This is a genomic window from Spirosoma aerolatum (genome assembly GCF_002056795.1).
GTDB lineage: Bacteria > Bacteroidota > Bacteroidia > Cytophagales > Spirosomataceae > Spirosoma > Spirosoma aerolatum.
Genome location: NZ_CP020104.1, coordinates 461,063 through 487,436, shown reverse-complemented (window position 1 = coordinate 487,436; position 26,374 = coordinate 461,063). Strand labels below are relative to the sequence as shown.

The following is a 26,374-nucleotide window of genomic DNA, read 5'->3' as shown; positions in this document are numbered from 1 at the left end:
TATACCTAGTGAGAGACCGATTCGATTACCTGTTTTCAATGGAGTATGCTTTTTGTACTTAGATAACAAATTGGCCCTAAAGATTAGTTTACTCCCGATTTAGGCTTACTTTTCTTTATTCTATTGCATGCCTTATTAACCAATTGACAGGCCCAATAGCCCACCTTTAGCAAAACAAACGAATAGGCGTTCCTACTCCAATGAACCGACGATTACTTTGGTTGATTTATGCGTGCCTGATGACGAATATCGCCTTCGGACAAGGCATCCGTATTACGCGTGGTGACGATGACGTAAAGCGATCTAAATGGCGTTTTAAGTCTGGCGATAATCTTCACTGGGCCGATTCTGCGTACAACGACCGTCAGTGGAAAGTTTTAATCGACATCAATGCCACTAAACTTACTAAAGATATAGGGCCGGGCCATAAAGCATGGTTTCGCCAGGTTATCGCTGCCCGTCCGAAGCGTCTTAACCATCCGCTTCAGCTAGTCGTTCAACAGTTCGGTGCCTCCGAACTATACCTCGATGGGCGGTTGTTGGCTGTACTCAAACCACCTCGTTTCGACTCCGGAGGGACACAGCGATTGGTTCAGTTCATTCCGTTTCAGTTGGCCGATACTAACCGGCATGTACTGGCGGTGCGTTACCAGATTCGGCAGGATCCGGTTATTCAGCCATCAACCGACGTTGACCTAATCAGAATTGATATTTTACCTGCCGATCAGGCTGGCAACACCGTAGTTAGCGAAGCCCACTGGACATCAATACTCAATGGGTGCTTTACTGGCGTTTTTGCCATTTTGGCACTCCTCCACTTTTTATTCTATCGCGCCAATCGGAGCCAGTCTATAAACCGAACTCTGGCCTTGACAATGCTTTTTTTCGCATTGATTTTTGCTACGCCTGAGCTGGATAATTACATCGGTACGCTTACGTATATTTCTATTACCGATATGATCAGCGATTTAAGCCTTCACGCAGGCTTTGTCTTGCTGCTCACAGCTGTTTATCAGTATCTGCATTTACGGCGCACCTGGATCTATTACACAGTGGTTTTTGTAGTAGTGGCTACCCAGATGTACCGTCTTTTCGTAGGTACTCCTCAGAATGAACTAGTCGGCATTCCATTCATACTGGTTCTTATCGACTACATACGGGTTAGTTGGAAAGGCCGAAAAAGCAAGGATGCCGACGCCCGATTGCCCTGGAACTCGCTTAAAACTGCTTTGTATTGCTTCCTGCTGGTTATCGTGTTCTCCGTAAGTGCAGGCATTTTAGAAAGCGCCATTCATTTTAATATGGAATACATGCTAGCAATCGATATTGCGCTCAGCGCGGTAGCTATGTTCAGTATTCCGGTTGGGCTATCGCTTTCGCTGGTGCGCGATTATACCCGAACTTACAAAGCCTTGGGCGACAACCTGCGCGAAGTAGAGCAATTATCGGCCCGGACACTGGCGCAGGAGCAAGAGAAACAACAGATTCTGGCTCGTCAGAACGAACTACTCGAAGAGCAGGTCCAGAAACGAACGGCTGAACTCCACAAGTCGCTGGACGAACTAAAGACCACCCAGGACCAACTCATTCAGCGGGAAAAGCTGGCTTCGCTGGGTGAACTCACGGCAGGCATTGCCCATGAAATTCAGAATCCGCTCAACTTCGTAAACAACTTTGCAGAGGTATCGGTCGAATTAGTGGAGGAATTGAACGAAGAACGAGAAAAGCCTATCGATCAGCGTGATGAAGAGTTGGAAACCGATTTACTAAGCGATCTGAGTCAAAATGTTCAGAAAATCAGCGATCATGGCAAACGAGCCGCCAGCATTGTTCGTGGAATGCTTCAACACAGCCGGGCCAGCTCAGGACAGAAACAGTCTACCGACCTAAATAGTCTTGTCGATGAATATCTCCGACTAGCCTATCATGGTATCCGGGCGAAGGACAAGGCCTTTAATGTTCAATTGGTTACTGATTTCGCCCCCAATCTACCAACCATTAAACTGGTTCCAGAGGACATTGGGCGCGTGCTGGTCAACTTGTTCAATAATGCTTTTTATGCGGTTCAGGAAAAAAGTAAATCTACCGCTGGCTTCGTACCCACCGTTTCTGTACAAACAGCTCAGGATCATGAACAGCTGGTTATTCGGATAAAAGATAATGGTATTGGCATTCCTGACGGGGTTCGAAATAAAATCTTTCAGCCTTTCTTTACTACTAAACCTACTGGCGAAGGAACGGGTCTTGGCCTATCGCTTAGTTACGATATTATTTCGAAAGGCCATAATGGGTTACTTAATGTAGAGACGGAACCGGAGCAATATACAGCGTTTACTATATCGCTTCCTGTTGCCTAGATACTACGTCTGATAAGCCCCTTTTATCGATTGAAACTGGGCTTTATATACCTATTTTCTGTCATTCCGGCCAGAAGAAGGTATTCCAAACCTGCCAATCAGGAAAGTTTGAGATTCCTCCCTCCGGTCGTTATAACAGAAAAAGGTTTAGCCTTCAGCTTAAAACGTGTAAACAGCTTCTTAACTAATCTGGTTAAAGCGCGACTTCTTCTGGAGTAAATACTTTTTTCTTATGCACTTTCCCATTCAGGAATAGGCCAACAAAGGTGCCTCGTACCAGGTAGTGATAACTGACCAGCGAAAGGAGACAAGTAGCAAAAAAGGTAATGAAAAACTTTAAAAAGACGGACAGCGGAGCATCAAAAAGCAGCCCGACTACGAATGTGATTATAGGTAGGTGAACGATATATACCCAGTAAGACGCATCCACCAAATAATTTAACTGAGGTGAGTACCGGTTGAAAAACGCCAGAAAACGCATACAGAGCCAGAAAATACAAAAAACACAATTGCCCCATGTGAAAGAAACTGGCCGGTTACTGAAGCTTCCCAGCCAATTTGCTGTGGCGAAGGCGCCTGAATAAGTTTGGCTCCTAAGTAGGCAAAGACAAAGGCCTCTAGCTGATTTACGATCAGCCTACAAGCCAGCAACGGCAGTACAATCCGTTTGAACCGATTAAGTAGATCACATTAGGCCCTTTTCGGTGCAAAAGCAAAGCGGCAAAAAAGCCAGATGCCACAAAAAACACAGGCATCTGAAAGCTAGGCAATCAGGTTAAAGAATAAGCTCTTGGCTGGATCAGAGAGTGGCCATAACTCAGTTTTAGTGCCATGTAGGCTGGCGAACTATGAATGACAATGCCAGGAAGCATCATGACAACACGTGAGGCATCGCGTCCATAGACGCGTTCGCTGTTTTGTATTTGATTGGTTTTCATTGGTAGAGTCTATAAGCCGGGACTTAATCTTAACGAATTGCCGATGTATTAGGGAAGGCTAAGCAGCAATCAGATCGGTTGTTTTTCTTCGCCAGGGTTGGATTTTCCAATGGGTCAATGTACGCCAGAGCCATTCTATCGGCCCATACTGATAGTAGACAAACCATCGATTGGCAAACACTGTGAAAACCCCAAAAGTAATTATACCTAAGCCTACTGAAGCGGCCATGCCTAACTTGCCTAATTGACCAAGTCCGTAACCCATATAAATCAGTGCGCCAACAATAGATAGACCGATATATAGAGTCAGTCCCATTCTTCCTGTCAGAATCAGGGGTTGTAGGAACCGGGCCTGTTTATGCCAAATCAGAAGGGTAACCCCAGCTATGTATACGGCTGTTAATGACACCCATTGAGTTGTGTAAGCTGTTTGAGCAAATACTTCCTGCCAGCCAGGTAAAGGTGCCCAGCCTGAAAGAGCATTGGTCAGATAGGCCCATATAGCCGTTGAAAGGATAGCAATTATACTGGATATAAGTAATAGTGAACGGAAAATAGCGCGATGATTGGGGGTATCTGTAAACAAACGTTGCCGACCAACCCATAGTCCCAGCACAAACAATCCAAAGGATATAAACATCCTACCTGTTACAAACTGCCCAAAAAACACATTTTTCACGCCAATACTTGCCGTTAAACTCATAATGTCGGCCAAGGAACCATTTTGTTTGGTATAATATTCTACTTCGGCCAGCTTCATAAAATTGACCAGAAAGGCTTTACTAGCAGCTACCTGAGCTGCATTGGGTGGAGATAATACGGATCCAACTCGAAGAAGAAACCAGGGCATATTAAAAGTAAAAAACAAGCCGATCCCTAACAAAACCCAATTTCTAGCCCGTCTTAATGGAATCAGAAGCAACCCAAGCACAGCATACATCATTAGTACATCGCCTGTATAAAAGAGACTATGAACATACCCAATTCCGAAAAGTACGACCAAACGCCAGACCATTCGCCAAACAAAAGGCTGCCCTATTTTAGCCGTCTGATCCATCTGGATAAAGAAGCTGATACCAAATAAGAGCGAGAATATAGGGAATGGTATTCCCCAGAAAAAAATCGACTGCATCTGATCGACCAGTATGTCTAACGCAGAAAAGTCGGAAGGCGAAACCGGATTGTAAGGGTGGAGCGAAGGAGGAGGGACTGTTGCTAAAAAATGTCCGCCAAAATGCACAACCGCAATGCCCAAGAGCGCAAATCCCCGTAAGGTGTCCAGAATGTAAATACGGTTAGATAATACAGGTCGATCAATTGCATATATAGTTTTCATCAATAGAGGATTTAGGATTAGGCAATCAGTAATTAGTTGATTGTAAGGGCATAAAGGAATGAGTTCACTTTATGACAAACTCATCATCACTAATACCAGTGTTTAACTGGTAGCTTTCTATTTTAAGCGTGCCCGTTCCCGGATAAAGCACGAACGGAAGTTTGATGCCGTTTACGTCCCGATAGTCGGCGTAGAGGTTTATCTCCCCAACCGATTGCCCTGGTACATAGAGCTTTACTTTTAGGCCTGTTTGGGTATCATAATATGTATGCCAGGTGCTGCCGTCGGGCATGGTGTGCGTAAGTTTGTAGGCTTCCTTGCCTTCAACCGATTCCTTACCAGCAAAGGTGGTTTTTACGCCCCGATCGGCTAAACACAACTCGGGCATCATCTGCAAGGTCAATATATAACGATCCATTACTGCGCGACTCATAGGGACTTTGTTGCTGCCTATAAGCATCGTGGCATCCTTGCCATCACAAATAAATTTGTATACAACCTGGCCCTGCGGTGTACTCGATGTGATAACCTGTTTGAACGGAACCTTGTACGTACCAACAGCCGGAAAGGAAGCGCCGTTGCCTCCTGAAGCACCTTTCCAACTAAGGTCTTTGATGTTCAGTAGGGCTTTCTTCCCGCCGATCGCTTTATAATACGCATTCAGTACGTCTTCGGCGGTTGATAGGTTCTGAGCATTGATTGTCGTGGTCATACAAACGGAGGAGATCAGGAGCAGGGCTATGGCTAGCTTTTTCATGATTTGTTTAGAGGTCTGGTTTTGTGTTTTGAACAGAACAAAGGTCTTCTCGACGTCTTAGTTAAGCTGTCAATTTTGGGTCAGATGCTGGCAATTTTGAGAAATGAATAGTCCACAAGCCGGTATAGCTCTTTGCACAGGTAAGAAATTGAATGTCAAAACGGATACTAGATCTTTTCAGGATAGCTAGCTGAAATGAACTGTGCTTTGATCAGCAAACTGGTTCCAGGTAATCCTCATGAATGGAGAACGTGCCATGAAATAGGGGGCCTATTTAGCATATAGGGACGTGTTTATTAACCCTTCAGTAGATAATGACTTACCCAGTAAGCAAGTGAATAAAAGCTAACTATAGCCAATATACGTAAAGTCCAATAAAGCAATCTGGATTGGTTCGTCTGCATCACGAAACGGAGAGCAGGTTATATGTGTTCTCGTGAAAAAAGCAATAGATTCGTCCGATACGGATAGAACAAAAGTCTTCTCAGCAGCTCAGTTACGCTGTCACATTTGGGTCAAATACTGCTAATTCTGGGTAATATAAAGGCTGAAGTGCCCTATCGATTAGTGAGATCGATTGGCTACGACTAGCGAATGGTTAACTAGGTAGTTGCACAATAAAGGTGGCTCCATTGCCTTCCTGACTATCGACAAGTAAGGACCCAGCATGACCTTTCGTGACAATATCATAACTCAGACTCAGCCCTAATCCTGTACCTTCTCCCGGTGGCTTGGTCGTGAAAAAAGGTTGAAACAGTTTGCCTTTGACCGATTCCTGAATACCGATCCCATTATCCTTGATTCGCAGGCTTACATAGCCATTTTGCTTGTAGCTGCTCACCTCCAGCACCGGCTGGAAACCATTACCCTGCTGCCTTTCCCGTTGCCGAACAGCGTAAAATGCGTTGTTATACAGATTCAGCAATACCCGACCCATATCCTGACCAACCAGATGAACAGCAGGAATCGTCGGGTCAAATGAGGTTACTAGCTGACAAGTGAATGAATTATCTTTCGCTCGCTGGCCCTGATACGCTAGGCGCAGGTACTCATCGGCCAGCTTATTAAGATCCGCCAGATGCCGTTCGCCACTACTGGCCCGCGAGTGTTCCAGCATCCCTTTTACGATGGTTTCTGCACGACGGCCGTGGTGAGCGATTTTTTGCAGATTCTGAGTGAGGTCATCGGCAAGGAAGCCAACTTCGTCCAGATCGCCTTTCGCTAAAGCTTCCTTCTGCTCTTGGATTAGCTCGGCAGAGACCTCCGAGAAGTTGTTAACGAAATTGAGCGGGTTTTGAATCTCATGGGCGATGCCAGCGGTTAGCTCGCCCAAGCTAGCGAGTTTCTCTTTCTGAATGAGTTGAGCCTGGGAGGCTTTGAGTTCGGCCGTGCGCTGTTCGACTTTTTCTTCCAGCACCCGGTTTTGCGTTTCGATGAGGGTTTGGTTCTCCTGAGTTAGCCGCAGTTGCTCAAGGATAGCTTCCTCCTGTTTCTTTTTAAGCTGATTGATCTTATAGGTAAGCCCTAACAGATAGCATATAATTTCGGCAATATACCCGATAACCAGACTATTTCGTGCCCAGAAATTAAACGGTAGCACACCACCTTGACTTAATGCAAAAATGGTAACACAAGTGAGCGAAGAGAATTGGCCAAAGGTGAAAAATAAGGCCGGCACGTACCGTTTCATTGAAACGACAATGCCTGCTATCAGACGAAACAAAAGCCCTGTAAATGTTATTAGCAAAGCAAAATAATACTGTAGCTTTCCATCTGGTTCACCTGTCAGATACAATCCCAGTATACCCAAGCTACCAATGGCATAAATTCCTAAAAAGCCATTCCCTACCCAATATAACCCGTTAGCTCGCTGCCGAAGCTGTAAAAAGGAAATTGTAAATAAAATACTAACGCAATTGCCAACTCCTAAAAGAACACCGTAATTATGCTTGAGCACAATTGGCCAGTTGCCCGGAAATTCGGAGAAGGCTCCATAAGTCTGAGCTGTGCTTATTCCCGATATAATAATGACAATGGCGTAAAGCACATTATCCCGATCTTTTAAACGGATACCTAGTAGCAAACTATAGATAGTAATGATAAGGATAAAGCCGTACCCAAGTCCATAAAATAGATCTTGGTAATGTGTATCCTCAGCCAGCATTTGCGACGACATAGCACTAACATGTAACGTTGGTATGCCGTCCTGGTGAACATAAATGAATAAGGTGTGAGTTTGCCCCTCTCGAAGTTGTAGTGGGATAATACCCCGACTGTGCTGAAATCGATTGGTAGTAGCCACTCCATTTAAATCAACCTGCCACGTGTTAATTAATTGGTTTTTGTTTACTTCAAACCCCCTATACACCATGTCGCCAAGTTGGAGGAAACGCAGGAAGTAGTTATCGGGTGTAGGATTAGTCAGATCGACCTTGAGCCAATAGAATCGGTTGGCATTTGGTAGAATGGACGTTTGCTTGAGGGGCGCAAACGAGTACTTCTCTGGATGGTGCAATAAGGAATCAATAGTGATTTTTTGTCCCGGCTCAACCGGGAGGGCAGCACAGTTCTCAAAAATGAGGTAGGTCTGATCCGGGTTGCTCAGGGTCACGGATTGAGCCTGAACAATTTTAACAACTAAAAAGAGAAAAAGAGTAAACAGTAACGATTTCATGTACGGTAGGTTGGTAAAAGCAAATATACGTATAAGCATTAATACCTACCGGCCAGTGCTGTTTATCTATTTTCGATCTATTACCTCAAATAAATATAAACTATACAAACCATGGTAACTTACTTAATCAATTCCTCATGTAGTCGGTGGGTGTTTGCTGGTAAAACTCTTTAAAAACCTTGGTGAAATACGAAGGCGATTCAAAACCCACCAGATAAGCCGTTTCGGAGGCATTGTGACCCGCTTTGAGTAAATCAATCGATTTGCGGAGCCGATACTGACGAATGAGTTCATTCGGCGAGAGTTGCAGCAGGTTCTGTACTTTCAGATAAAGCGTCTTACGGCTTACTGCCAGCTGCTCAGCTAACCATTCAACATTCAGCGAAGAATCGTCCAGGCGCTCCTCAATCAATTGATATAACCGACGAAGAAAATGATCCTGCACGGTTGCCAAGGGAGCTGATGTACTGGTTTGAGCAAACTGCTGACGATATTGGTCGCGCAACTTCTGTTGTCGGCTCAGAAAATTGCGCAGCCGTAAGCGCAGTTCGCCCACGTTAAATGGCTTAGTTATGTACTCATCAGCGCCATATTCAAAACCTTTCCGCCGACTATCGGGGGCGACACTGGCCGTTAAGAGGATGACAGCAATATGATTGGTTGCCGAATCATTTCGTACCTGTTCAAGAAGCGCGTAACCATCCATTCGAGGCATCATCAGATCAGCAATAATTACATCGGGTAATTCTTCCTTTGCCAGCAGCCAACCCTCATAGCCATTGGCTGCGGAGCGAACCCGATACGTAGTCGCTAGTTCGGCCACGATAAACTCGCGCAGTTCAGTATTATCCTCAACGACTAGAATAAGGGGCAAATTCTCTCGACGGTCGCTATTCAAATCGGGGGCTACGGCTGGGAGCAGATCAAGGGTTGGTAGGGGTATCTGAAGTTGATGAGCCTCCTGATAATCACTGATTCGTTGAACAGGTATTTCTACCAGAAAATGGGTACCCGATGGCTGGTCAGTTCCCTCAACATGGCTTCGAACGCTGATTGTACCACCTAAGCGCAGGATCAGTTCATAGACCAGAGCCAACCCGATACCAGTTCCCTCATAGGGTCGGATTCTGGAGCTGTCGGCCTGGTAGAATCGATTAAAAATATGAGGCAGTTTATCGCCCGGAATCCCTACACCGGTATCACGGATGGCTAGCTGGGCACCTTTGGGTGTCTGATTGAGGCTAATAGTGATTCCACCCGTTTCGGTAAACTTAATGGCATTCGACAACAAATTGAAGATGATTTTTTCCCATTTACCCGTATCGAACAGGTAATTGCCGGGCGGCACATCGGTCTGATAGATCAGCGCCAATTGTTTCAACTCGGCCGATGGCCGAAACAACTCCACAAGTTGACCGACAAAACCGGGCAAGTCGCCTACCTCATTGACAAGGTCCATTTGGTGGGCTTCCAGCTTATTGATATCCAGCAACTGGTTAATGAGTCTCAGCAATTGTAGGGCATTTCGCCGAACGGTCGACAACTGTTTTTGATAAGAAGCAGGCAGGTCGGAGGATTCCAGCAGCTTATCAACCGGCGACACAATGAGTGTGAGGGGAGCGCGAAGTTCATGGGTGATGTTGGCAAAAAAACGGGACTTCATTTCGTCCAGAGCCTTCAATTCGGCAGTTTCCCGCAGTTGATTAACGTAGCGGATCGTTTTTTCCAGCGTAGCCTCCAGGTCTTTAAAATTGACAGGTTTGGTAATAAAGTCAAAAGCACCCCGGTTCATTGCCGTGCGAATATTATCCATATCCCCAAACGCTGTGACCATTACGGTTCGAATAATAGGATGACTTTCGGCTAGTTTAGCCAGTAGCGTCAGCCCATCCATACCTGGCATATGAATATCACTCAGGACCACATCGATATCGGGATGTTGCTCAATAACGGTTAGGGCTTCCAATCCGTCGCGAACATACAGAAATTCATACTGCCTGGTTTGAATCTGTCGTCGGAAAAGCTGCTTGAATAAATCTTCCAGATCATCTTCGTCATCGACCAGCAGAATCTTCGTTTTCATCAATATGTAAACTTAAGTCACATAGTATTAACTCGGCAAAAATAATCGGCTTTACAAGCAAAGCAATAGGAAACAATTGATCGTAAGCATCTTAAGTCGTTAGTTCAGAATCGACCGTTTGATCAACAAAATCAAAAAAATTTCTGATCATCGCTTGTTTAATAAACAGTGTTCAGTAAGTTTGCAATGTTAATGAAACAAACTAATGGGAATTGTAGAGCGCAAAGAGCGGGAACGGGAAGAAATGCGAAAGCTGATTCTGGAGGCTGCCCAGAAATTATTTCTGGCTAATGGCTATGAAAAAGTAAGCATCCGCAACATTGCCGATGAAATAGAATACAGCCCTGCCACAATTTACCTGTATTATAAAGACAAGAACGAACTGTTCTTTGCTTTACATCAGGCCGCTTTTACAAAGCTTATTCAGGAATTTACCCCGATTACCGAGATTGAAAACCCGTTCGATAAACTGGTTGAGATGGGGCGCCTGTACCTGAAATTCGCGGTCGCCAATCCAGAATTGTATGATTTGATGTTCATTATGACGGCTCCTATCGACACCCTAGACTGTCGCAACGATGTATGGGAAGATGGCCATCATGCTTTCTTACTGCTGCAAAATGTAGTGCAGGCGTGTATCGATATGGGGTTACTTAAACATAAGGATGCTGAGCAGGCAAGTCTGATGATCTGGAGTATGGTACATGGCATAGTGGCCCTGTTTCTACGTCGACGGTTAAGTATGTTTGGCGACGATCGGGTCGTACCCCTTATGGAAGAATCTTTCCTTCTGTTCATCGAAACGCTTAAAACTGGTCTTTGATATTTTTTTGACATTACACTAAACACTGTTCATTAATTGATAGGCGATTATGATACTCATACTTAAACACATTCGCTATCTGACTCTGCTGCTTCCGCTATCTATGTCAGCGCAACCTGCTCCACCGAGCGTATCACCGATTCTGGAAAACTACATTCGGGAAGGAGTGGCTAACAATCTGGGGCTTCGTCAGGAATCGCTGGAGATTAGCCGAGTCACCGAGTCTTTGCATCAGGCTCGTTCTCTCTTTTATCCGCGTGTGGCGTTCAATCCTACTTATTCGCTGGCGGCAGGTGGCCGACGGCTGGAGTTTCCGGTAGGTGATTTGCTTAATCCGGCGTATAAAACGTTGAATCAGATTATTGGTGCAGATCGGTTCCCAACCAATATTGAGAATGTCAATCAGCTATTGGCTCCCAATAATTTCCACGATACGAAACTTACGATCAGCTACGCGATTTTCAACACGGATATTCAGTACAATTACCTCATCCAAAAACAATTGCTTTCGGCTCAGGAGGCTCGTAAGCGGGTGGTTGAGAATGAACTGCGCTACAATATCGCTACCGCTTACTATCAATACCTTCAAACGCTCGATGCTATTCGGATTTACGAAAACTCGAATAAAGTTCTGAATGAACTGGCCCGCCTGAATGAAAAACTGATTGCCAATAATGTAGCCACAAAAGAAGTGTTGACTTCAGCTCGCTACGAAATCAGTAAAGTCGATCAGCAATTAGCGGTGGCCCAGAAAAATCGTGAAACGGCCAAAGCATATTTCAACTTCCTGCTGAACCGGGAGCTCAACGCGGGCATCGATGTCGATTCGTCGCTTACGAGAATCTTACCTGAGTCAAAAGAAAATTTGACCGACTTACAACAAACGGCCCTTCGTGGTCGGCAGGAACTGACTCAGTTGACTGGATCGCTGGATGCCGCTCGAACGGCCGTAAAGCTTAATGAGGCTAATGCCAAAATTCCGAATGTATATATCGGTGGCAACACGGGCTTCCAGGGATTTGGCTATACGTTTCAGAATCAGGCGTATGTAGTGGCACAGGTTGGCCTGCAATGGGATTTGTTTAAGGGTTACGAAAAACGTTCGAAGATTCAGCAGGCTAAAATTCAAACCGACGCGCTACAAACTAAACTCGCCGAAGTGCAGCGACAAATCCAGTTGCAGGTCTTACAAGCATATTATGACCTGAATGCGGCTACTGAAAGCCTGGCTGCTACGCAAAGTGGTGTGCTCAATGCCGATCAGACGTTCCGGGTTATCGACAGTAAATACCGCAACGGCCAATCGCTGCTGATTGAGTACATACGCTACCAGAATGATCGCCAAACGGCCCAGCTACAACACTCGCTTGCCCGCATGGACGTCCTTGTCAAACGCGCTGCACTCGACCGGGCGGTAGCCGTACAGTAATTGAACAACTCAATCCTAATAATGGCTTCGCTTATGAACGAATTAAACCCTGTTTTACTTTCGGCCATACCTTCGGGTTGACCAAGTCTGATTACTAGTCAATCCAGTTATAGTCTTGAATTATGTTCTGCTTGAAAAGTTCCTTGATTTTATCGACAAATGGAAGAACGCTTTCGTACCGATTGTCAACCGTATTTAGCACAATCCGTTTTACGTTCCACTTGCGATAGTTTTGTTGATAGCTCAAGTTTTTATCGGCTGTAATCAGGAATTCAAGTTCTTCCTGGCTCATTGCTCGGAGTAGTTCACCATTCTGAAGCGATTGTCAGCCTAACTCAGGAACGGTTTTTACATCAAAACCTTCACCAAAACGGTACTTAAGTTTTTGGGGCAGGTTTTCGTCGAGAAGAAGTTTGAACACAGGCAGGTGCGTTAAGTGTTACGGTCGATTCGGCCAAGTCCAGCACTGCTAAAGCCTGATCAAACCTCACCGAAGGGAAATCATCAATAAACTCAGCAATTGTATGTCCTCCCTTCACATAATCGAACAAGTTCTTGATTGGAACCCGTGTATTGAAAAACACAAGTGTTCCACTCTGGATATCCGGGTGTATGGTGATGAGTTGGTTCATAGCTGAGCGCATTACAACTGGAAACAAATACAACTTAGCAAAAGTGTTCAGGTAAACAAGAAAGCATATGAAATTCTCCCAAATTCTCCTATCAATCCTACTCGCCGTGGCCATATGGGCGTGTGGTACGAAAGCCGAAAACAAACAAGCCGAAAAAACCGACGAAACAGTCGTTCCTATCAAACTCGCGCCCGTAAGTACTGTGGTCCGCGCTGAACCTGTTATTGCTTCGGGATTGGTCTCTTCGGACCAGGAAGCCCGGCTATCGTTCAAAATCGGCGGTATTATCAATCGTATGTTCGTGGATGAAGGACAAACTGTCCGCAAAGGTCAATTGCTGGCAACCCTCGATCTGACTGAAATTAATGCCCAGGTCAATCAAGCCCAACTGGCTAGTGAAAAAGCAGAGCGTGATCTGAGCCGGGTGAAAAGCCTGTATGCCGACACTGCCGCCACGCTCGAACAGCTTCAAAATGCCACAACCGGCCAGAGTGTAGCAAAGCAAAACCTGACCATTGCGCAGTTCAACCAGAATTACGCCCAAATCCGCTCAACGGTCGATGGGACTGTTACCCGTAAAATCGCCAATGCAGGAGAGATAACCGCCCCAGGCGCTCCCATTTATCTGATTTCATCGAACCGGCCCAGCGATTGGGTTGTGCGCGTAGGCGTATCCGATAAAGATTGGGCACGGCTTCGGATTGGGAACAAAGCCAGCATCAAACTCGACGCCTATCCCGACCGAACGTTTACAGGTGCCGTGACTGAACTGGCCCAGGCTGCCGATCCAGTTAACAAATTGTATGAGGTTAAAATCAGCATCAATGCTGGCGGTGCAAAACTGGCCCCGGGTCTATTTGGCAAAGTAACGCTTGTACCCGCCCAAAGCCGCAGCTATTCGCTTGTGCCCGTCGAAGCCATTGTTGAAGGCAATGGTAAGGATGGCTTCGTTTACGTGCTGGCCGATGACAACCGGGGCACCGGGCCCTTACACGTTCGAAAAACTCCGGTGCAGATTGGCTTCCTGGACGGCGATAAAGTACTACTGACCAACGGCTTAGCCGGAGTAAAGGATGTGGTCACGGCTGGCTCGGCCTATCTGACCGAAGAATCAAATGTGGTAATTAAATAATCCTCTGTGTATCTCTGGTACCTCCGTGTAGCTCAGTGTAATAACTGTAACACAGAGTGGACCAGAGATAGCATGGAGATTCACAGAGAAAAGCATATGAATCTCTCCGAATTTTCCGTCAAAAACTGGCAGTTTATGCTGGTGCTGTTTCTAGGCGTAGCTGCACTCGGTATTAACTCACTACTGAATATGCCTCGGGGCGAAGACCCTGAATTTACGGCCCCCACCTACATTGTAGCGGTTATTTATCCGGGTACCGACGCCCTCGATATGGAGAAACTGGTTGTGGACCCAGGCGAAGCCCGTTTTAATTCGCTAGAAGATATGGGGCACGTCATTACCAATGTAGATGATGGCCTGGCCGTATTTCGGATTGAATATGATTACGGCGTTGATCCTGACGAAAAATACCAGGAAATAATTCGGGAAGTAAATGCACTTAAGAGCGAACTTCCTTCCGACATCTACCGAATCGACATCAAGAAATTTTCGCCCACCGATGTCAATATTGTACAAGTCGCACTTTTATCGGAAGTGGCTTCCACAAAAGAACTGGGCGACTATGCCGACAAGCTGAAAAAGGAATTTGAAAAAATCAAAAGCCTCAAAAACGCTGAAGACTGGGGTTATCCGGCATCCGTTGTCCGGGTATCGCTCAATATCGAGAAGATGGCTCAAAACGGGATAGCTGTCAACCGCGTACTGGGTGCCTTGCAGGCCGAGAACTTAAATATTCCGGGTGGAAATATTCAGGCCGGAACGCGAAAGTTCAACGTCAAAACTTCAGGTGATTACCAATCACTGGACGAAATCAGAAATACGATTGTATCGACCAATGGGCAGAAAATCATTTACCTGCGCGATGTAGCCGATGTTGATTTCAACTATGAAGACGAAACCTACCTTACCCGACTTAATGGCCATCGGGCGGTATTGGTAACGGCCGGACAAAAAACGGGGGAAAATATTGCGAAAGTAGGTCAACTATTAAACCCAGTTATCGACCGATTTGCGAAGACGCTTCCTCCTCATATCACGCTTGTTAAAAACTTCGACCAGACGGTCAGTGTCAACAAACGGCTCGATCATTTCGTACAAGATTTCGGACTGGCTATTCTGCTGGTATCACTTACCCTACTCCCGCTGGGGTTCCGGGCGGCTATAGTGGTCATGATTTCGATTCCACTGTCATTGGCCATCGGGCTGGCTGGCCTCGACCTATTAGGCTTTAGTATCAACCAGTTAAGCATTGTTGGGCTTATTGTGGCTTTGGGTATCCTGGTCGATGATTCAATCGTCGTCGTCGAAAATATTGAACGTTATCTACGCGAGGGCTATTCCAAACGCGAAGCAGCTATTAAAGCCACCAGTCAGATTACTCTGGCCGTAATTGGCTGTACAACAACGCTGATTCTGGCATTCCTACCACTTCTTTTCCTGCCCGAAGCCTCCGGCGATTTCATTCGTTCGCTGCCGATGGCCGTTGTCACAACCATACTGGCTTCGCTGTTTGTTTCGCTGACTATCGTTCCCTTTCTATCGAGCCGGATTTTGAAAGAAGAGCATAACCCCGAAGGCAACATCTTTATGCGGGCGCTGAAAAAACTCATCAGCGGGTCGTATAGTCGTCTATTGCACTGGGGCTTGCGCCATCCAGTTGTTACGTTGCTCGTTGCGGGTGTGTTATTTACCGGGGCCTTATACATGTTCAAACTGGTTGGATTTGCCCTGTTTCCCGCTTCGGAAAAGCCCCAGTTTCTGATCAATATTGAAACCCCTGATGGCACCAGTTTGTCAGAAACCGACCGGGTCGCTCGCTACGTAGAAGGAGAGTTGAAGCGCGAACCGGAGGTCAAATACATCACAACGAATGTAGGCCGTGGTCAGCCCCGGATTTATTATAACGTTATCCAGCGGAACGAATCGCCCAACTACGCTCAGTTTTATGTGCAGTTGGTCGATCTTGAGCCAGCCGAAAAGCGTGTCCTGATCGACAAGTTACGTGAGCGGTTTAAGTATTACCCCAATGCCAAGATTGAAGTAAAGGATTTCGAGCAAGGCCCCGACCAGGAAGCGCCCGTTGCTGTTCGTGTATTTGGAGAAAACCTCGATACGCTAAAAGTAATGGCATCACGCGTAGAAACGGCTTTCAAACAAACTCCCGGTCTGATTTACGTCAATAACCCTCTTTCTAATCAGAAGACGGATTTACGCGTACGTATTAACAAAGAAAAAGCCGGTTTATTAGGGATTTCGATTGCTGATGTAAACCGTACCATTCGACTAGCCATTGCTGGTCTGAATGTAGGCACATTTAAGGAACCCAACGGCGACGATTATACCATTAATGTGACGCTACCCAAAGGCAAAGTGGCCGATCAACGCGTTTTAAGCGATCTGTATGTCAATACATTAACGGGCTCGGCCGTACCCCTTCGCCAAATTGCGGATCTGGAATTTGAGAGCAGCACGAACCAGATTCGCCACTACGACAAAGACCGCTACGTAACCATTACAGGGTTTGTAAAAACAGGCTATCTGGTCGATAATGTCTTCAACGATGTGTTGGCAAAACTGGACAGGATGAAGTTTCCCAGTGGCTTCACCTACAAAGCGGCAGGCGAACTCGAAAGCCGGGAGAAATCGTTCGGTGGGTTAGGCACTATTATCCTGATCACCATCTTCGGATTTATTGCCGTACTGGTATTGGAGTTTGGCACTTTCAAGAGTACACTGATTGTCTTGTCGGTGATTCCGTTAGGGGTGATTGGCGCGGTGCTGGCGCTGTACTTTACCGGCAATCCGTTCTCGTTTGTAGCAGTTATCGGCTTGATCGCCTTAATCGGGATCGAGGTTAAAAACTCGATTCTGCTGGTCGATTTCACCAACCACCTGCGCGAAGAAGGCATGTCGCTCATCGATGCGATTCAGGAAGCGGGCGAAATTCGTTTTGTGCCGATTGTCTTAACCTCACTAACTGCCATTGGTGGCCTGATACCACTGGCTATTGAAGGAAATCCGCTGTATTCGCCACTAGCCTGGGTACTTATCGGCGGGCTCATTTCCAGCACCTTACTTTCACGTGTGGTAACACCTGTCCTGTATAAGTTGCTACCGCCACGGGTTGAGGTCAAAGCGATTGAAGCAGAACCTGAGTTAGTATAACGTTCAACTCCCCGAAAGCTCAAAACTTTCGGGGAGTTGCTTATAACTAGCGTACCATCACCTGAATCACTTTTCGGTGATTATTCGTCTGTATGTCGAGCCAGTATAATCCTGCTGTTAATGGCTGCTCGACAATGAAATCGGCTTCACCAGACTGGCGCTCCAATCGACCCGAAACGGCTTGTCCTGTGCGTGTTACTAGGTGCATGGTAGCTCCTTCGGCGTTCCACAAGCGCAGGTGAATACGGTCTGGATTAGCAGGATTTGGAAACACCGAAATAACGGGTTCACTCAGTTGAATAATGGCTGATATAGGCTTATAGACATGAATCGTCCCGTCGACATCAACTTGCTTCAACCGGTAGTAGTTAATTCCGGGGAGTGGGTCGCTATCGATCAGGCTGTAGTTCTGGCGCTCGTCCGTAGTTCCTTTGGCCGCCACTTCGCTAACCTGCACAAATTCGCCTAAATCGCTACTCCGCTCAATCACAAATCTATTGGCATTATACTCTGAGGTTGTTATCCAGGCCAGTTGAACGCGGTCACCGTCAGGTTTAGCCGTAAAGGAAAGTAATGTAACAGGCAATGAGGAACCGTTAATTTTAATTTCATCGATTCGCAACGTGCCGTTACTAGACGTAGGGTTACAGCCATATATGCGAAATGTTATTCCCGATGATTGGCTGGTAAACCCTCCTCCGTTAAGTGAAATAGAAGCAGCCTGATAGTTTGCACCAACACTGTTGGTATAAATATCATTACCAAATCCGTCTGCACTAGATCTGACTGTAATCTGCTGGGGGCCTTCATCGGAGCGAGAAAATACAAACGATAGCGTAGTGAGGGTTATTTGTGCCGTTCCCTGTGGTTGTACTGTAAATTGAGCGTATTCATTATGATTGCAAGCTGTGGCTGACCAGTGCTGTAAACTTATGCCTTGGCCAGAATAGCCTGATTGATACGAATTAAAGAGTTTATTGACCCCTGCATAACTAACCGACGAAACAGAAACTAACGGATTTGAAGAACTTCCATTATCGTTCCCTTCAAAACTCCATGTACCTGTAAACGGAGCCGTTTGGGCCAATGCCATCCGGCCAATAAGCAGTCCGGCCAAAACAGCAATCCCATACAATTTTCCCATACCATACGGACCATTTAGCGAATTTGCCTATTGGACCGGAAAACAGGAATAAGTCACTTAGTACACAAATTCACCGACTTCGCTCTTAATGGTCACACGCTTCCCTTCGTAGGATTCTACATGCCCGATTAGCTGCGCAGCAATCCCGAACGATTGAGAAATCTCGATGACACGCTGGGCGTATTCTTCCGGCAAATAAACCTCCAGCCGATGCCCCATGTTGAACACCTTATACATTTCCTGCCAAGCTGTTCCGCTTTCGCTTTGGATCAATTGAAACAAAGGAGGAATAGGGAACAGATTGTCTTTGATGATATGCAGGTTATCGACAAAGTGAAGCACCTTTGTCTGTGCTCCTCCCGAACAGTGAACCATACCGTGAATCTGCTGTCGAAGCTCATCCAGCAGGACTTTGGCTACGGGCGCATAGGTACGGGTAGGTGAAAGAATTAGTTGCCCAACGGTGGGGTGTATCACTTGCGAATCCGTAGTAGCGATGTCGAGAGTATCCGTCAGCTTTTTTGAACCACTATAAACCAGGTTGCGGTCAACAGCCGGGTCGAAACTCTCAGCATATTTGTCGGCCAGGTAATGCGCTAACACATCATGTCGGGCGGAGGTCAGGCCATTACTGCCCATTCCCCCATTATAATTCGTTTCGTAGGTTGCCTGCCCAAACGAAGCCAGCCCAACAATGACATCGCCCGGCTGAATACGGTCGTTGCTAATAACCTGGTCACGTCGCATCCGGGCAATAACCGTACTATCCACAATGACAGTACGAACAAGATCACCCACATCGGCCGTTTCACCACCTGTGCTGTAAATCTCGATGCCATGCTCACGTAGCATCTGAAGCACCTCTTCGGTACCGTTGATGATCTCGGCGATGACTTCACCCGGTATCAGGTTTTTATTACGCCCAATGGTCGACGAAAGCAGCATGGGCCCAGTGGCACCCACACAAATCAGGTCGTCGGTATTCATCACCACTGCATCCTGAGCAATGCCTTTCCAGACACTCAGGTCGCCCGTTTCACGCCAGTATAAGTAGGCTAGTGACGATTTAGTGCCCGCTCCATCAGCATGCATGATGGTACAAAATGCTGGATCGCCCGCAAGCGTATCGGGTACGATTTTGCAAAATGCTTTGGGGAAAAGGCCCTTATCAAGGTGGGCAATGGCGTTATGAACGTCTTCTTTACTAGCGGATACCCCGCGCTGTGCATAGCGGTCCATTCGACAATGAATAATGGATAATGAACGATGAATACAGGACAAAGGTAACTACGTTCTACCAGTCGCTCCTCATCGTTCAGTATTCATTATCCATTTTACAGGCTTCTTCAATAAACAATCCCCGCTTCTGCCCGAACTGTATCCAGTAATTGCATCAGGTTCAGGCTATCGTTGAGCGACCAGAGCGGACTTTCTGTTTTGCCTTCTGCCAGGCAGTTCATTACGTGTTTAGCTTCGTAATCGTACCCGTGGGTATCCCGGTCGAAAGCGAATGTTTCGGACGTGCCATCTTCGCGATTCAGGGTAATGCCCTTGGTTTCATGAAACCGACTGTGAATCCGAATCTGTCCGGTTTCGCCCTGAATGATACCCAGACAATCCGTAGCCGCCAACAGGCAGCAATCTAATAACGCCACCTGTCCGTCGGCATAGGTCAATACCATACCACATTGTTCATCAACATCTGTAGAACTGAACGTTGCCGACGCCTTAACGGTAGTTGGTTTCCCTAAAATCAGGTACGATAAAAACAAGGGGTAAATCCCAATATCGAGCAGAGAGCCGCCACCCAGAGTCTTATTGAACAAGCGTTTTTCGGGTAAAAACGGTGCTTTAAAACCAAAATCGGCTTTTACTGAAACCACTTTACCCACAGCACCCGATTTAACCAGATCCAGAGCAAACACAATACCGGGCATAAATCGACTCCAGAGCGCTTCCATCAGAAATACGCCTTTCGAGCGGGCCGCTTCAACCATTTCCTGAACCTGTTCGCCATTCATCGCAAAAGGTTTTTCGCCCAATACAGCTATACCACCGTTTAGCAGCATCATTACATTTTCATGATGTTTGACATGGGGCGTGGCTACATATACTACGTCTAGATCCGGCAGCGTTAGAAGCGCTTCATACGAGCCTAAAGCGTGTGGAATTGAATACGTTTCAGCAAATTCAGCTGCCCGTTGCTGGTCGGAGGAGGCAACGGCATAGAGTTGGGCATCAGGCACTGTAAGTAAGTCCTGTGCAAATTTGTGGGCAATACGGCCCGGCCCTAAAATTCCCCATCGGGTCATGGTACGTTCAGTTAATTGGGCTATAGGATAAAATTGAGTCGTTTGACACCTGCCAAATAAGCTCTTTTTTTCTAAGTTGCGACCTCACCAATACCTCTTTCTGTGAAATACGCTACGTTATGGCTCTTTTTGACCGGTTTTCTTTTCGTCTGTTCGCCCATAAACGCTCAGATCGTTGAACAGCCTGACCCACTACGACCTTCAACGCCTACTGCTGATTCTACCAAAACGAACGCCAACACAGACTCAACAAAAATCAACTCGGTCACCGTACATCAGGATACTGTAGTGAAGCCGTCCGACCCGATCTTCCGGTATCGACTTACAACCGATGGTACCATTACCACTGGTAACGTCAATAGAACCTTACTTCAACTGACCGGCTCCTTCGATTATCAGCTTAGTGATTACTTCAAGCTGTCGAGCAACCCCTCATTTGTATATGGTCAGCAAAGCGGCATCCTGGCAGAACGGGAATGGTTTGGTGATTTTCGTACAACGTTTCGGCATGAAAAGCGGCTATATTATCTAGCCTTTGGGTCCTACGAACGAAGTAATTTGCGGCAGATCAATCACCGTTGGACAGTGGCCGCCGGGATGGGCTATAAACTTCTGAATCGAAAGCGGGCGTATATTTCGATCACAGATGTGCTTATGCAGGAGTATACGGATTTTATCGAACTGGCAGATATAAACATCTTCCGAAATTCAACCCGGCTGTTTGGTGAGTACTCGTTTGATAACGACCGTTTTAAAGTCACCCATACAGCCTACTATCAGCCCGCTTTAGGTCAATATAACGTCCGGTGGAATGCCAGCGTGAGTGTTCAATTTCAATTCACAAAAGTGGTTAGTCTGCGTTCGACGGTTGCCAACGCCTATGAAAGCCTGGTTGTACCGGGTCGACAGAACAACGATTTTCGCTTTACGATGGGATTGGTATATGAGAAACAGTAATAGTACCTATTACTGTTTCTACTGTTTATCGGGGAATGGAATAATCAGTTTTTCGCCACGGGTTGCTATATCTTTTGTGCGTTTATTAGCTCGCATGATAGCCTCTTTGCTAACCCCATACTTTTCAGCGACAACACGTAGCACATCGCCCGGCCCAACGGTATGAACGGCCATCACTTTCACATTCAGTTTTGTAATTCCGGCTTTGACATCACTTTCCGACACGCCCGGATTCATTTCTTTAAGCGTGCTGATTTTCATATTATACCGATTGGCGACCCCATAAAACGTTTCACCTGAACCGACTGTATACGTACTTGTCACCCCGCCTGGCTTAATCTTTGGTTTTTCGATAACCTCTTCGGTTTTAGGTTTATCCTCTTTCGGCTTTTCTTCCTTCGGTTTATCAGCAGGCTTTTCAACTTTCGGTTTTTCTTCCTTTGGCTTTTCAGCAGGCTTTACGGCTTCAGGCTTCTCTCCAGGAGCTGGTTTGCCATCCGTTGTTTCCCGGTTATCTTCCGCGACCTCCTCCGCATTGGCATTCGCTTCAGGAGCATCGTCAGGGGGTGCCGCCTGAGATAAGTCGACTGGTGCCGGCTGCGACGATGTATCTATCTCTTCAGGCGACATCAGCATGTCGGGGTCGTTCTGCGCCAGTGGTTGCTGCGACGTGGTATCAAGGGCTACGTTTGTCAGTTCATCCGAACCGTTTGTGTCGTCTGTAATATAGTCGTAACCGATGTATAGCAAAGCAGCAATCAGCCCTACCAGCACGACAAGCGTGATGGCTGGCAAATTCGAGTTTGCGGCTGGACGTGGATTGGATTGTTGGCTTTCCGTTGCCATGGTTTACTTAATTACAGGTAGTGAATAACGTAAAGTAGCAGATTCCATTCATTTCGCACTGTTGGCTAAGTCAGAACTCATCTGGGCGACCTTTTCCTTCAGACCTTCTTTAAACTGACTCAGTTTTTCAGCAACGGTATTATCAAACGTCCCGACGATTTGAGCCGCCAGAATCCCGGCATTACGAGCGCCATCGAGAGCCATAGTTGCCACAGGTACACCGCCAGGCATTTGCAGGATAGACAAAACCGAATCCCAGCCATCAATGGAATTGCTTGATTTTACAGGAACGCCGATAACGGGCAACGTAGTCAGCGACGCGACCATTCCAGGCAAGTGAGCGGCCCCGCCTGCGCCAGCAATAATTACCTTAATTCCCCGATTGCGGGCCATTTTGGCATACTCAACCATTTTTTCGGGCGTCCGATGGGCCGAAACGATATCCATTTCCCACGTTACCCCCAACTCATTCAGGATGTCGGCAGCCTCCTGCATCACCTTCCGGTCCGAAAGGCTACCCATTATAATACCTACCATTCAGATGAACTAACTTGACTCTCTGCGAAATAACGCAGATTACCGGACAATCACGCACCGTCTTCACTAATTTTTATTTGGCTGTGAAATCTAAAGCACTGGTCATAAATGGTTAATCGCCTTTCAACCTAAGTTATAGTCGCATAACGACTAAAGGTTTGTAGCGAAATAAACTACGTTTAAAATTCCCCTGGTTGCGTAGCGACTAACAAAGGCATTTGTTAAAATTTCGCAACAAATGTTAAAAGCTTATTAACTAGCCCAAAAAATGCACTGATTTGTCGGACTCAAAATCAGGAACAATGAAGCGATGGCTATTTTTTTTCTCCTTCTGGTCAATCGGCCAAACCTACGCACAGACTACCCGGCTTGACGATCTATGTCAGGTATTCCATTTGCCCGATGGTAAAGACACCACCACATTTATCGTTTTTGGTACCAAAGAAGACCTGAAGGTTAGAAAGCCACTATTCCTATTCCGGCAGGGTTCTCAACCCATGCCGCTCATTGTCCAGGATAGTGGCAAGTACTATATTATAGCTTCTCCGTTTCATTTTCGGCCCTATAAAAACTCGTATCATTTTGTTATGGTGCAAAAACCAGGGGTTCGTCTGGTGGCTACACAGCAATTTCTGGATAACTACCAGAAAGCAATGCATACAGGAAATGCTACCCCCGAGTTTATCAGTCAGAAATACATCGAGAATAACTACCGCGAACGATATGTAGCCCAGTGCAACCAGGTCATAAATTACCTCGTCAAACAACCTTGGGTCGATACACGTAAAGTAGTATTTTGTGGCGGCTCGGAAGGGTTTACAGTTGGCGCCGATTTGGTCGCCAATTACAATCGGTACATAACCCATACGATTCTGTTTTCAGGCCATGCGGGCCGACGGTTCGAAAATCCAATTTATTCAACACGCCAACAGATCGAAAAAGGAGAAATAAGCGCCGAAGAAGGCCAGAAACAGATTGAGTCCCTATATGCCTGGTGGGCCGACATCCAGAAACACCCTACGGCCCTGACCAATTCACCCGGCGATACATACCGAGCCTGGAAATCGTTTTCGATCCGCAATTTGGATAACCTGTTACGCATTAATACCCCTTTATATATTGCTTATGGTACGGCCGACAAAGAAATAGCCCCAGGACTCGATTATCTACCGTTGGAATTTATTGAGCATGGCAAGGCAAACCTTACCCTGAAAGCCTATCACGACCACGACCATCAGTTTTTCAAACTCAAACGCGATTCAACCAGACAAATTATTGATAAAGAATACAACGGCGAGGCCGTAGCCAAAGAATGGATGGAATGGCTCGACCAAAACCCTATCAAAACTTCTTTAAAATAAATTTTCTATTTCTCACAACTATTTACTAATTTTGCACTCCCAAACTCGAATACACAAATCAACAACATACGAGGGTGAAGGTCCGTACTGCGGAAACCACACCTGACTTTTGGGTAAACAAGCCTTGCTAGCCAAGTTTTTGTATGCCCGTGAAAGGTCAGGTGCAGTGCGCCCGACCTTTTTTGTTGTTTCTGGGGCTGATTTTTAGGCAGATATAGGATTCGTCTAATTATTTCTCTAATTTTGCGGCCCGATTCGGAAGGTCCGAGTTGGAAAAGCGTATCTAAATTTTACCTGCTTACTTTAAACAAACACAAATGTCTGGTTTAATTGGCAAGAAAATCGGGATGACCAGTGTGTACAATGCGGACGGGCAGGCTCTGGCATGTACAGTCATTGAAACGGGTCCCTGTGTCGTAACACAAGTTCGTAGCATCGAAAAAGATGGCTACAAAGCTGTGCAGCTTGGTTATGGCGAAAAGAAAGAAAAGCACAGCAACAAGCCGGAGTTGGGCCACTTCAAAAAAGCGGGTACCACGCCTAAGCGCAAACTGGTTGAATTCAAAGAATTCGAGCAGGATCTGAATCTGGGCGATACACTTACGGTAGCCGATGTATTTACTGAATCTGACTTCGTAGATGTAGTTGGAACAGCAAAAGGTCGTGGTTTCCAGGGCGTTGTGAAACGTCACGGATTCGGTGGTGTGGGCGGTCAAACGCACGGTCAGCACAACCGGGGTCGTCACCCAGGTTCGATTGGTGCCTGTTCGTTCCCATCACGCGTGTTTAAAGGTCTTCGTATGGCCGGTCGTATGGGCGGCAACCGCGTAACGGTGCAAAACCTGCGTGTTCTGCGTATTCTGCCTGAGCAAAATCTGATTGTTATCAGCGGTTCAGTTCCCGGAGCTAAAAATTCATACGTTATTATCGAGAAGTAGGCCATGGAAGTAATCGTATATAACAGCAAGGGCGAAGACACAGGCAAAAAGGTCACCCTTTCGGAAGAGATCTTCGGTATTGAACCGAATCAACACGCGATTTACCTCGACGTGAAACAGTACCTGGCCAACCAACGTCAGGGAACCCACAAAGCAAAAGAACGTGCTGAAGTTGCCCGTTCGACTCGCAAGCTGAAGAAACAAAAAGGTACAGGCGGAGCCCGTGCAGGTAGCGCCAAATCGCCCGTTTTCGTGGGTGGTGGTACCGTTTTCGGACCCCGTCCCCGTGACTATAGCTTCAAGCTGAACAAAAAAGTAAAATCGCTGGCTCGTCAGTCGGCTTATGCCGTTAAAGCTCGGGCGAATAGCATTTCGGTTATCGACAGCATCTCGCTGGAAGCTCCCCGCACAAAAGATTACATTCAGTTCCTGAATGATCTGAACGTATCGGGCCGCAAAACGCTGCTGATTCTGCCAGACGTAAATACGAATGTTGTGCTGTCGAGCCGGAATGTTCAGAAGGCAAAAGTAACGACCGCTGCACAGGTAAATACGTACGATCTGATGAATGCCGATCAACTGCTCATCAGTGAAGAAGCGCTGTCAACCATCCAAACCTTGTTTGAGAAATAATCATGAGCGTACTGAAACGACCAATCGTCACTGAAAAAATGACGGGCCTTAACAAGCAGGGGAAGTATGCTTTTGAGGTTGATCTGAAAGCCAACAAACTCGAGATCGGCAAAGCCATCGAGAAAATGTATGGCGTTAACGTTGAGTCTGTCAACACCATCCGGACTTTCGGAAAGCGTCGCAGCAAAAACATCAACGGACGCATTGTATCGGGTAAAACCCCTACAACGAAAAAAGCAATCGTAACGGTTGCAGAGGGCGAAGTAATTGACATTTACGCTGACCTGTAAACCGAGCCTTGCTCTATCACTTAATCAGTC

At 46.4% G+C, this 26,374-nt stretch carries 22 protein-coding genes; 10 read left to right on the top strand and 12 right to left on the bottom strand.

Annotation, left to right across the window (positions count from 1 at the left end):
* The first annotated feature begins 200 nt into the window (after positions 1 to 200).
* Positions 201 to 2,357 carry a sensor histidine kinase gene (locus B5M13_RS02100; protein WP_080054075.1) on the top strand — a complete coding sequence of 719 codons (2,157 nt, stop codon included), beginning with the start codon at positions 201 to 203 and terminating at the stop codon, positions 2,355 to 2,357.
* Between the two features lie 770 nt (positions 2,358 to 3,127).
* Here B5M13_RS02100 and B5M13_RS33225 read toward each other — a convergent pair.
* The 5 genes from B5M13_RS33225 to B5M13_RS02075 all read right to left on the bottom strand — a co-directional run bounded on the left by B5M13_RS33225 (position 3,128) and on the right by B5M13_RS02075 (position 10,145).
* Positions 3,128 to 3,295, bottom strand: coding sequence for a hypothetical protein (locus B5M13_RS33225; protein ID WP_155297162.1), 168 nt, complete (start codon positions 3,293 to 3,295; stop codon positions 3,128 to 3,130).
* Positions 3,296 to 3,353: 58 nt separating this feature from the next.
* Entirely contained in the window at positions 3,354 to 4,631 is a 1,278-nt protein-coding gene (locus B5M13_RS02090; RefSeq protein ID WP_080054073.1) for a DUF418 domain-containing protein, read from the bottom strand.
* Between the two features lie 64 nt (positions 4,632 to 4,695).
* Entirely contained in the window at positions 4,696 to 5,388 is a 693-nt protein-coding gene (locus B5M13_RS02085) for a hypothetical protein (protein ID WP_080054072.1), read from the bottom strand.
* A gap of 598 nt (positions 5,389 to 5,986) precedes the next feature.
* The gene (locus B5M13_RS02080) at positions 5,987 to 8,062 is read right to left on the bottom strand and encodes a 7TM diverse intracellular signaling domain-containing protein (RefSeq protein WP_080059760.1); all 2,076 of its coding nucleotides are present in this window, start codon (positions 8,060 to 8,062) and stop codon (positions 5,987 to 5,989) included.
* Between the two features lie 127 nt (positions 8,063 to 8,189).
* Entirely contained in the window at positions 8,190 to 10,145 is a 1,956-nt protein-coding gene (locus tag B5M13_RS02075; protein WP_080054071.1) for a response regulator, read from the bottom strand.
* Positions 10,146 to 10,350: 205 nt separating this feature from the next.
* On the opposite strand from B5M13_RS02075, the gene B5M13_RS02070 reads away from it, so the two are divergent.
* On the top strand, positions 10,351 to 10,968 hold the full coding sequence (locus B5M13_RS02070; RefSeq protein ID WP_080054070.1) for a TetR/AcrR family transcriptional regulator: 618 nt from the start codon (positions 10,351 to 10,353) through the stop codon (positions 10,966 to 10,968).
* A 49-nt stretch (positions 10,969 to 11,017) separates the two neighbouring features.
* Entirely contained in the window at positions 11,018 to 12,397 is a 1,380-nt protein-coding gene (locus B5M13_RS02065) for a TolC family protein (RefSeq protein WP_170061077.1), read from the top strand.
* Between the two features lie 94 nt (positions 12,398 to 12,491).
* Here B5M13_RS02065 and B5M13_RS02060 read toward each other — a convergent pair whose 3' ends face one another.
* Both B5M13_RS02060 and B5M13_RS02055 read right to left on the bottom strand, forming a co-directional pair.
* Positions 12,492 to 12,689: a hypothetical protein gene (locus tag B5M13_RS02060; RefSeq protein ID WP_080054068.1), complete on the bottom strand. Its 198-nt coding sequence runs from the start codon at positions 12,687 to 12,689 to the stop codon at positions 12,492 to 12,494.
* A gap of 85 nt (positions 12,690 to 12,774) precedes the next feature.
* Positions 12,775 to 13,029 carry a DUF433 domain-containing protein gene (locus B5M13_RS02055; RefSeq protein ID WP_080059759.1) on the bottom strand — a complete coding sequence of 85 codons (255 nt, stop codon included), beginning with the start codon at positions 13,027 to 13,029 and terminating at the stop codon, positions 12,775 to 12,777.
* Positions 13,030 to 13,096: 67 nt separating this feature from the next.
* Between B5M13_RS02055 and B5M13_RS02050 the strand changes: the two genes are divergently transcribed.
* Complete coding sequence (locus B5M13_RS02050; RefSeq protein ID WP_080054067.1) at positions 13,097 to 14,161, top strand: efflux RND transporter periplasmic adaptor subunit; 1,065 nt, start codon at positions 13,097 to 13,099, stop codon at positions 14,159 to 14,161.
* A 96-nt stretch (positions 14,162 to 14,257) separates the two neighbouring features.
* Entirely contained in the window at positions 14,258 to 17,326 is a 3,069-nt protein-coding gene (locus B5M13_RS02045) for an efflux RND transporter permease subunit (RefSeq protein ID WP_080054066.1), read from the top strand.
* A gap of 46 nt (positions 17,327 to 17,372) precedes the next feature.
* On the opposite strand, the gene B5M13_RS02040 is transcribed toward B5M13_RS02045, so the two are convergent.
* The 3 genes from B5M13_RS02040 to B5M13_RS02030 all read right to left on the bottom strand — a co-directional run bounded on the left by B5M13_RS02040 (position 17,373) and on the right by B5M13_RS02030 (position 20,782).
* Complete coding sequence (locus tag B5M13_RS02040; protein ID WP_245859686.1) at positions 17,373 to 18,470, bottom strand: T9SS type A sorting domain-containing protein; 1,098 nt, start codon at positions 18,468 to 18,470, stop codon at positions 17,373 to 17,375.
* A gap of 57 nt (positions 18,471 to 18,527) precedes the next feature.
* Positions 18,528 to 19,709 carry an AIR synthase related protein gene (locus B5M13_RS02035; RefSeq protein ID WP_080054065.1) on the bottom strand — a complete coding sequence of 394 codons (1,182 nt, stop codon included), beginning with the start codon at positions 19,707 to 19,709 and terminating at the stop codon, positions 18,528 to 18,530.
* Between the two features lie 107 nt (positions 19,710 to 19,816).
* On the bottom strand, positions 19,817 to 20,782 hold the full coding sequence (locus B5M13_RS02030) for a Gfo/Idh/MocA family protein (RefSeq protein WP_080054064.1): 966 nt from the start codon (positions 20,780 to 20,782) through the stop codon (positions 19,817 to 19,819).
* A gap of 102 nt (positions 20,783 to 20,884) precedes the next feature.
* On the opposite strand from B5M13_RS02030, the gene B5M13_RS02025 reads away from it, so the two are divergent.
* Entirely contained in the window at positions 20,885 to 21,739 is an 855-nt protein-coding gene (locus B5M13_RS02025; protein WP_317046971.1) for a DUF481 domain-containing protein, read from the top strand.
* Positions 21,740 to 21,757: 18 nt separating this feature from the next.
* On the opposite strand, the gene B5M13_RS02020 is transcribed toward B5M13_RS02025, so the two are convergent.
* Both B5M13_RS02020 and purE read right to left on the bottom strand, forming a co-directional pair.
* Positions 21,758 to 22,585, bottom strand: a complete 828-nt coding sequence (locus B5M13_RS02020; RefSeq protein ID WP_080054062.1) for a LysM peptidoglycan-binding domain-containing protein — start codon at positions 22,583 to 22,585, stop codon at positions 21,758 to 21,760.
* 48 nt (positions 22,586 to 22,633) lie between these two features.
* Positions 22,634 to 23,122: a 5-(carboxyamino)imidazole ribonucleotide mutase gene (gene purE, locus B5M13_RS02015; protein WP_080054061.1), complete on the bottom strand. Its 489-nt coding sequence runs from the start codon at positions 23,120 to 23,122 to the stop codon at positions 22,634 to 22,636.
* A gap of 302 nt (positions 23,123 to 23,424) precedes the next feature.
* Here purE and B5M13_RS02010 point away from each other — a divergent pair, with 302 nt between their 5' ends.
* The 4 genes from B5M13_RS02010 (at position 23,425) to rplW (ending at position 26,344) form a co-directional block, all read left to right on the top strand.
* Positions 23,425 to 24,483, top strand: coding sequence for a dienelactone hydrolase family protein (locus B5M13_RS02010; protein ID WP_080054060.1), 1,059 nt, complete (start codon positions 23,425 to 23,427; stop codon positions 24,481 to 24,483).
* A 317-nt stretch (positions 24,484 to 24,800) separates the two neighbouring features.
* Positions 24,801 to 25,421, top strand: a complete 621-nt coding sequence (gene rplC / locus B5M13_RS02005) for a 50S ribosomal protein L3 (RefSeq protein ID WP_080054059.1) — start codon at positions 24,801 to 24,803, stop codon at positions 25,419 to 25,421.
* A 3-nt stretch (positions 25,422 to 25,424) separates the two neighbouring features.
* Positions 25,425 to 26,054: a 50S ribosomal protein L4 gene (gene rplD / locus B5M13_RS02000; protein ID WP_080054058.1), complete on the top strand. Its 630-nt coding sequence runs from the start codon at positions 25,425 to 25,427 to the stop codon at positions 26,052 to 26,054.
* A gap of 2 nt (positions 26,055 to 26,056) precedes the next feature.
* Positions 26,057 to 26,344 carry a 50S ribosomal protein L23 gene (gene rplW / locus B5M13_RS01995; RefSeq protein WP_080054057.1) on the top strand — a complete coding sequence of 96 codons (288 nt, stop codon included), beginning with the start codon at positions 26,057 to 26,059 and terminating at the stop codon, positions 26,342 to 26,344.
* The last annotated feature ends 30 nt before the right edge of the window (positions 26,345 to 26,374 follow it).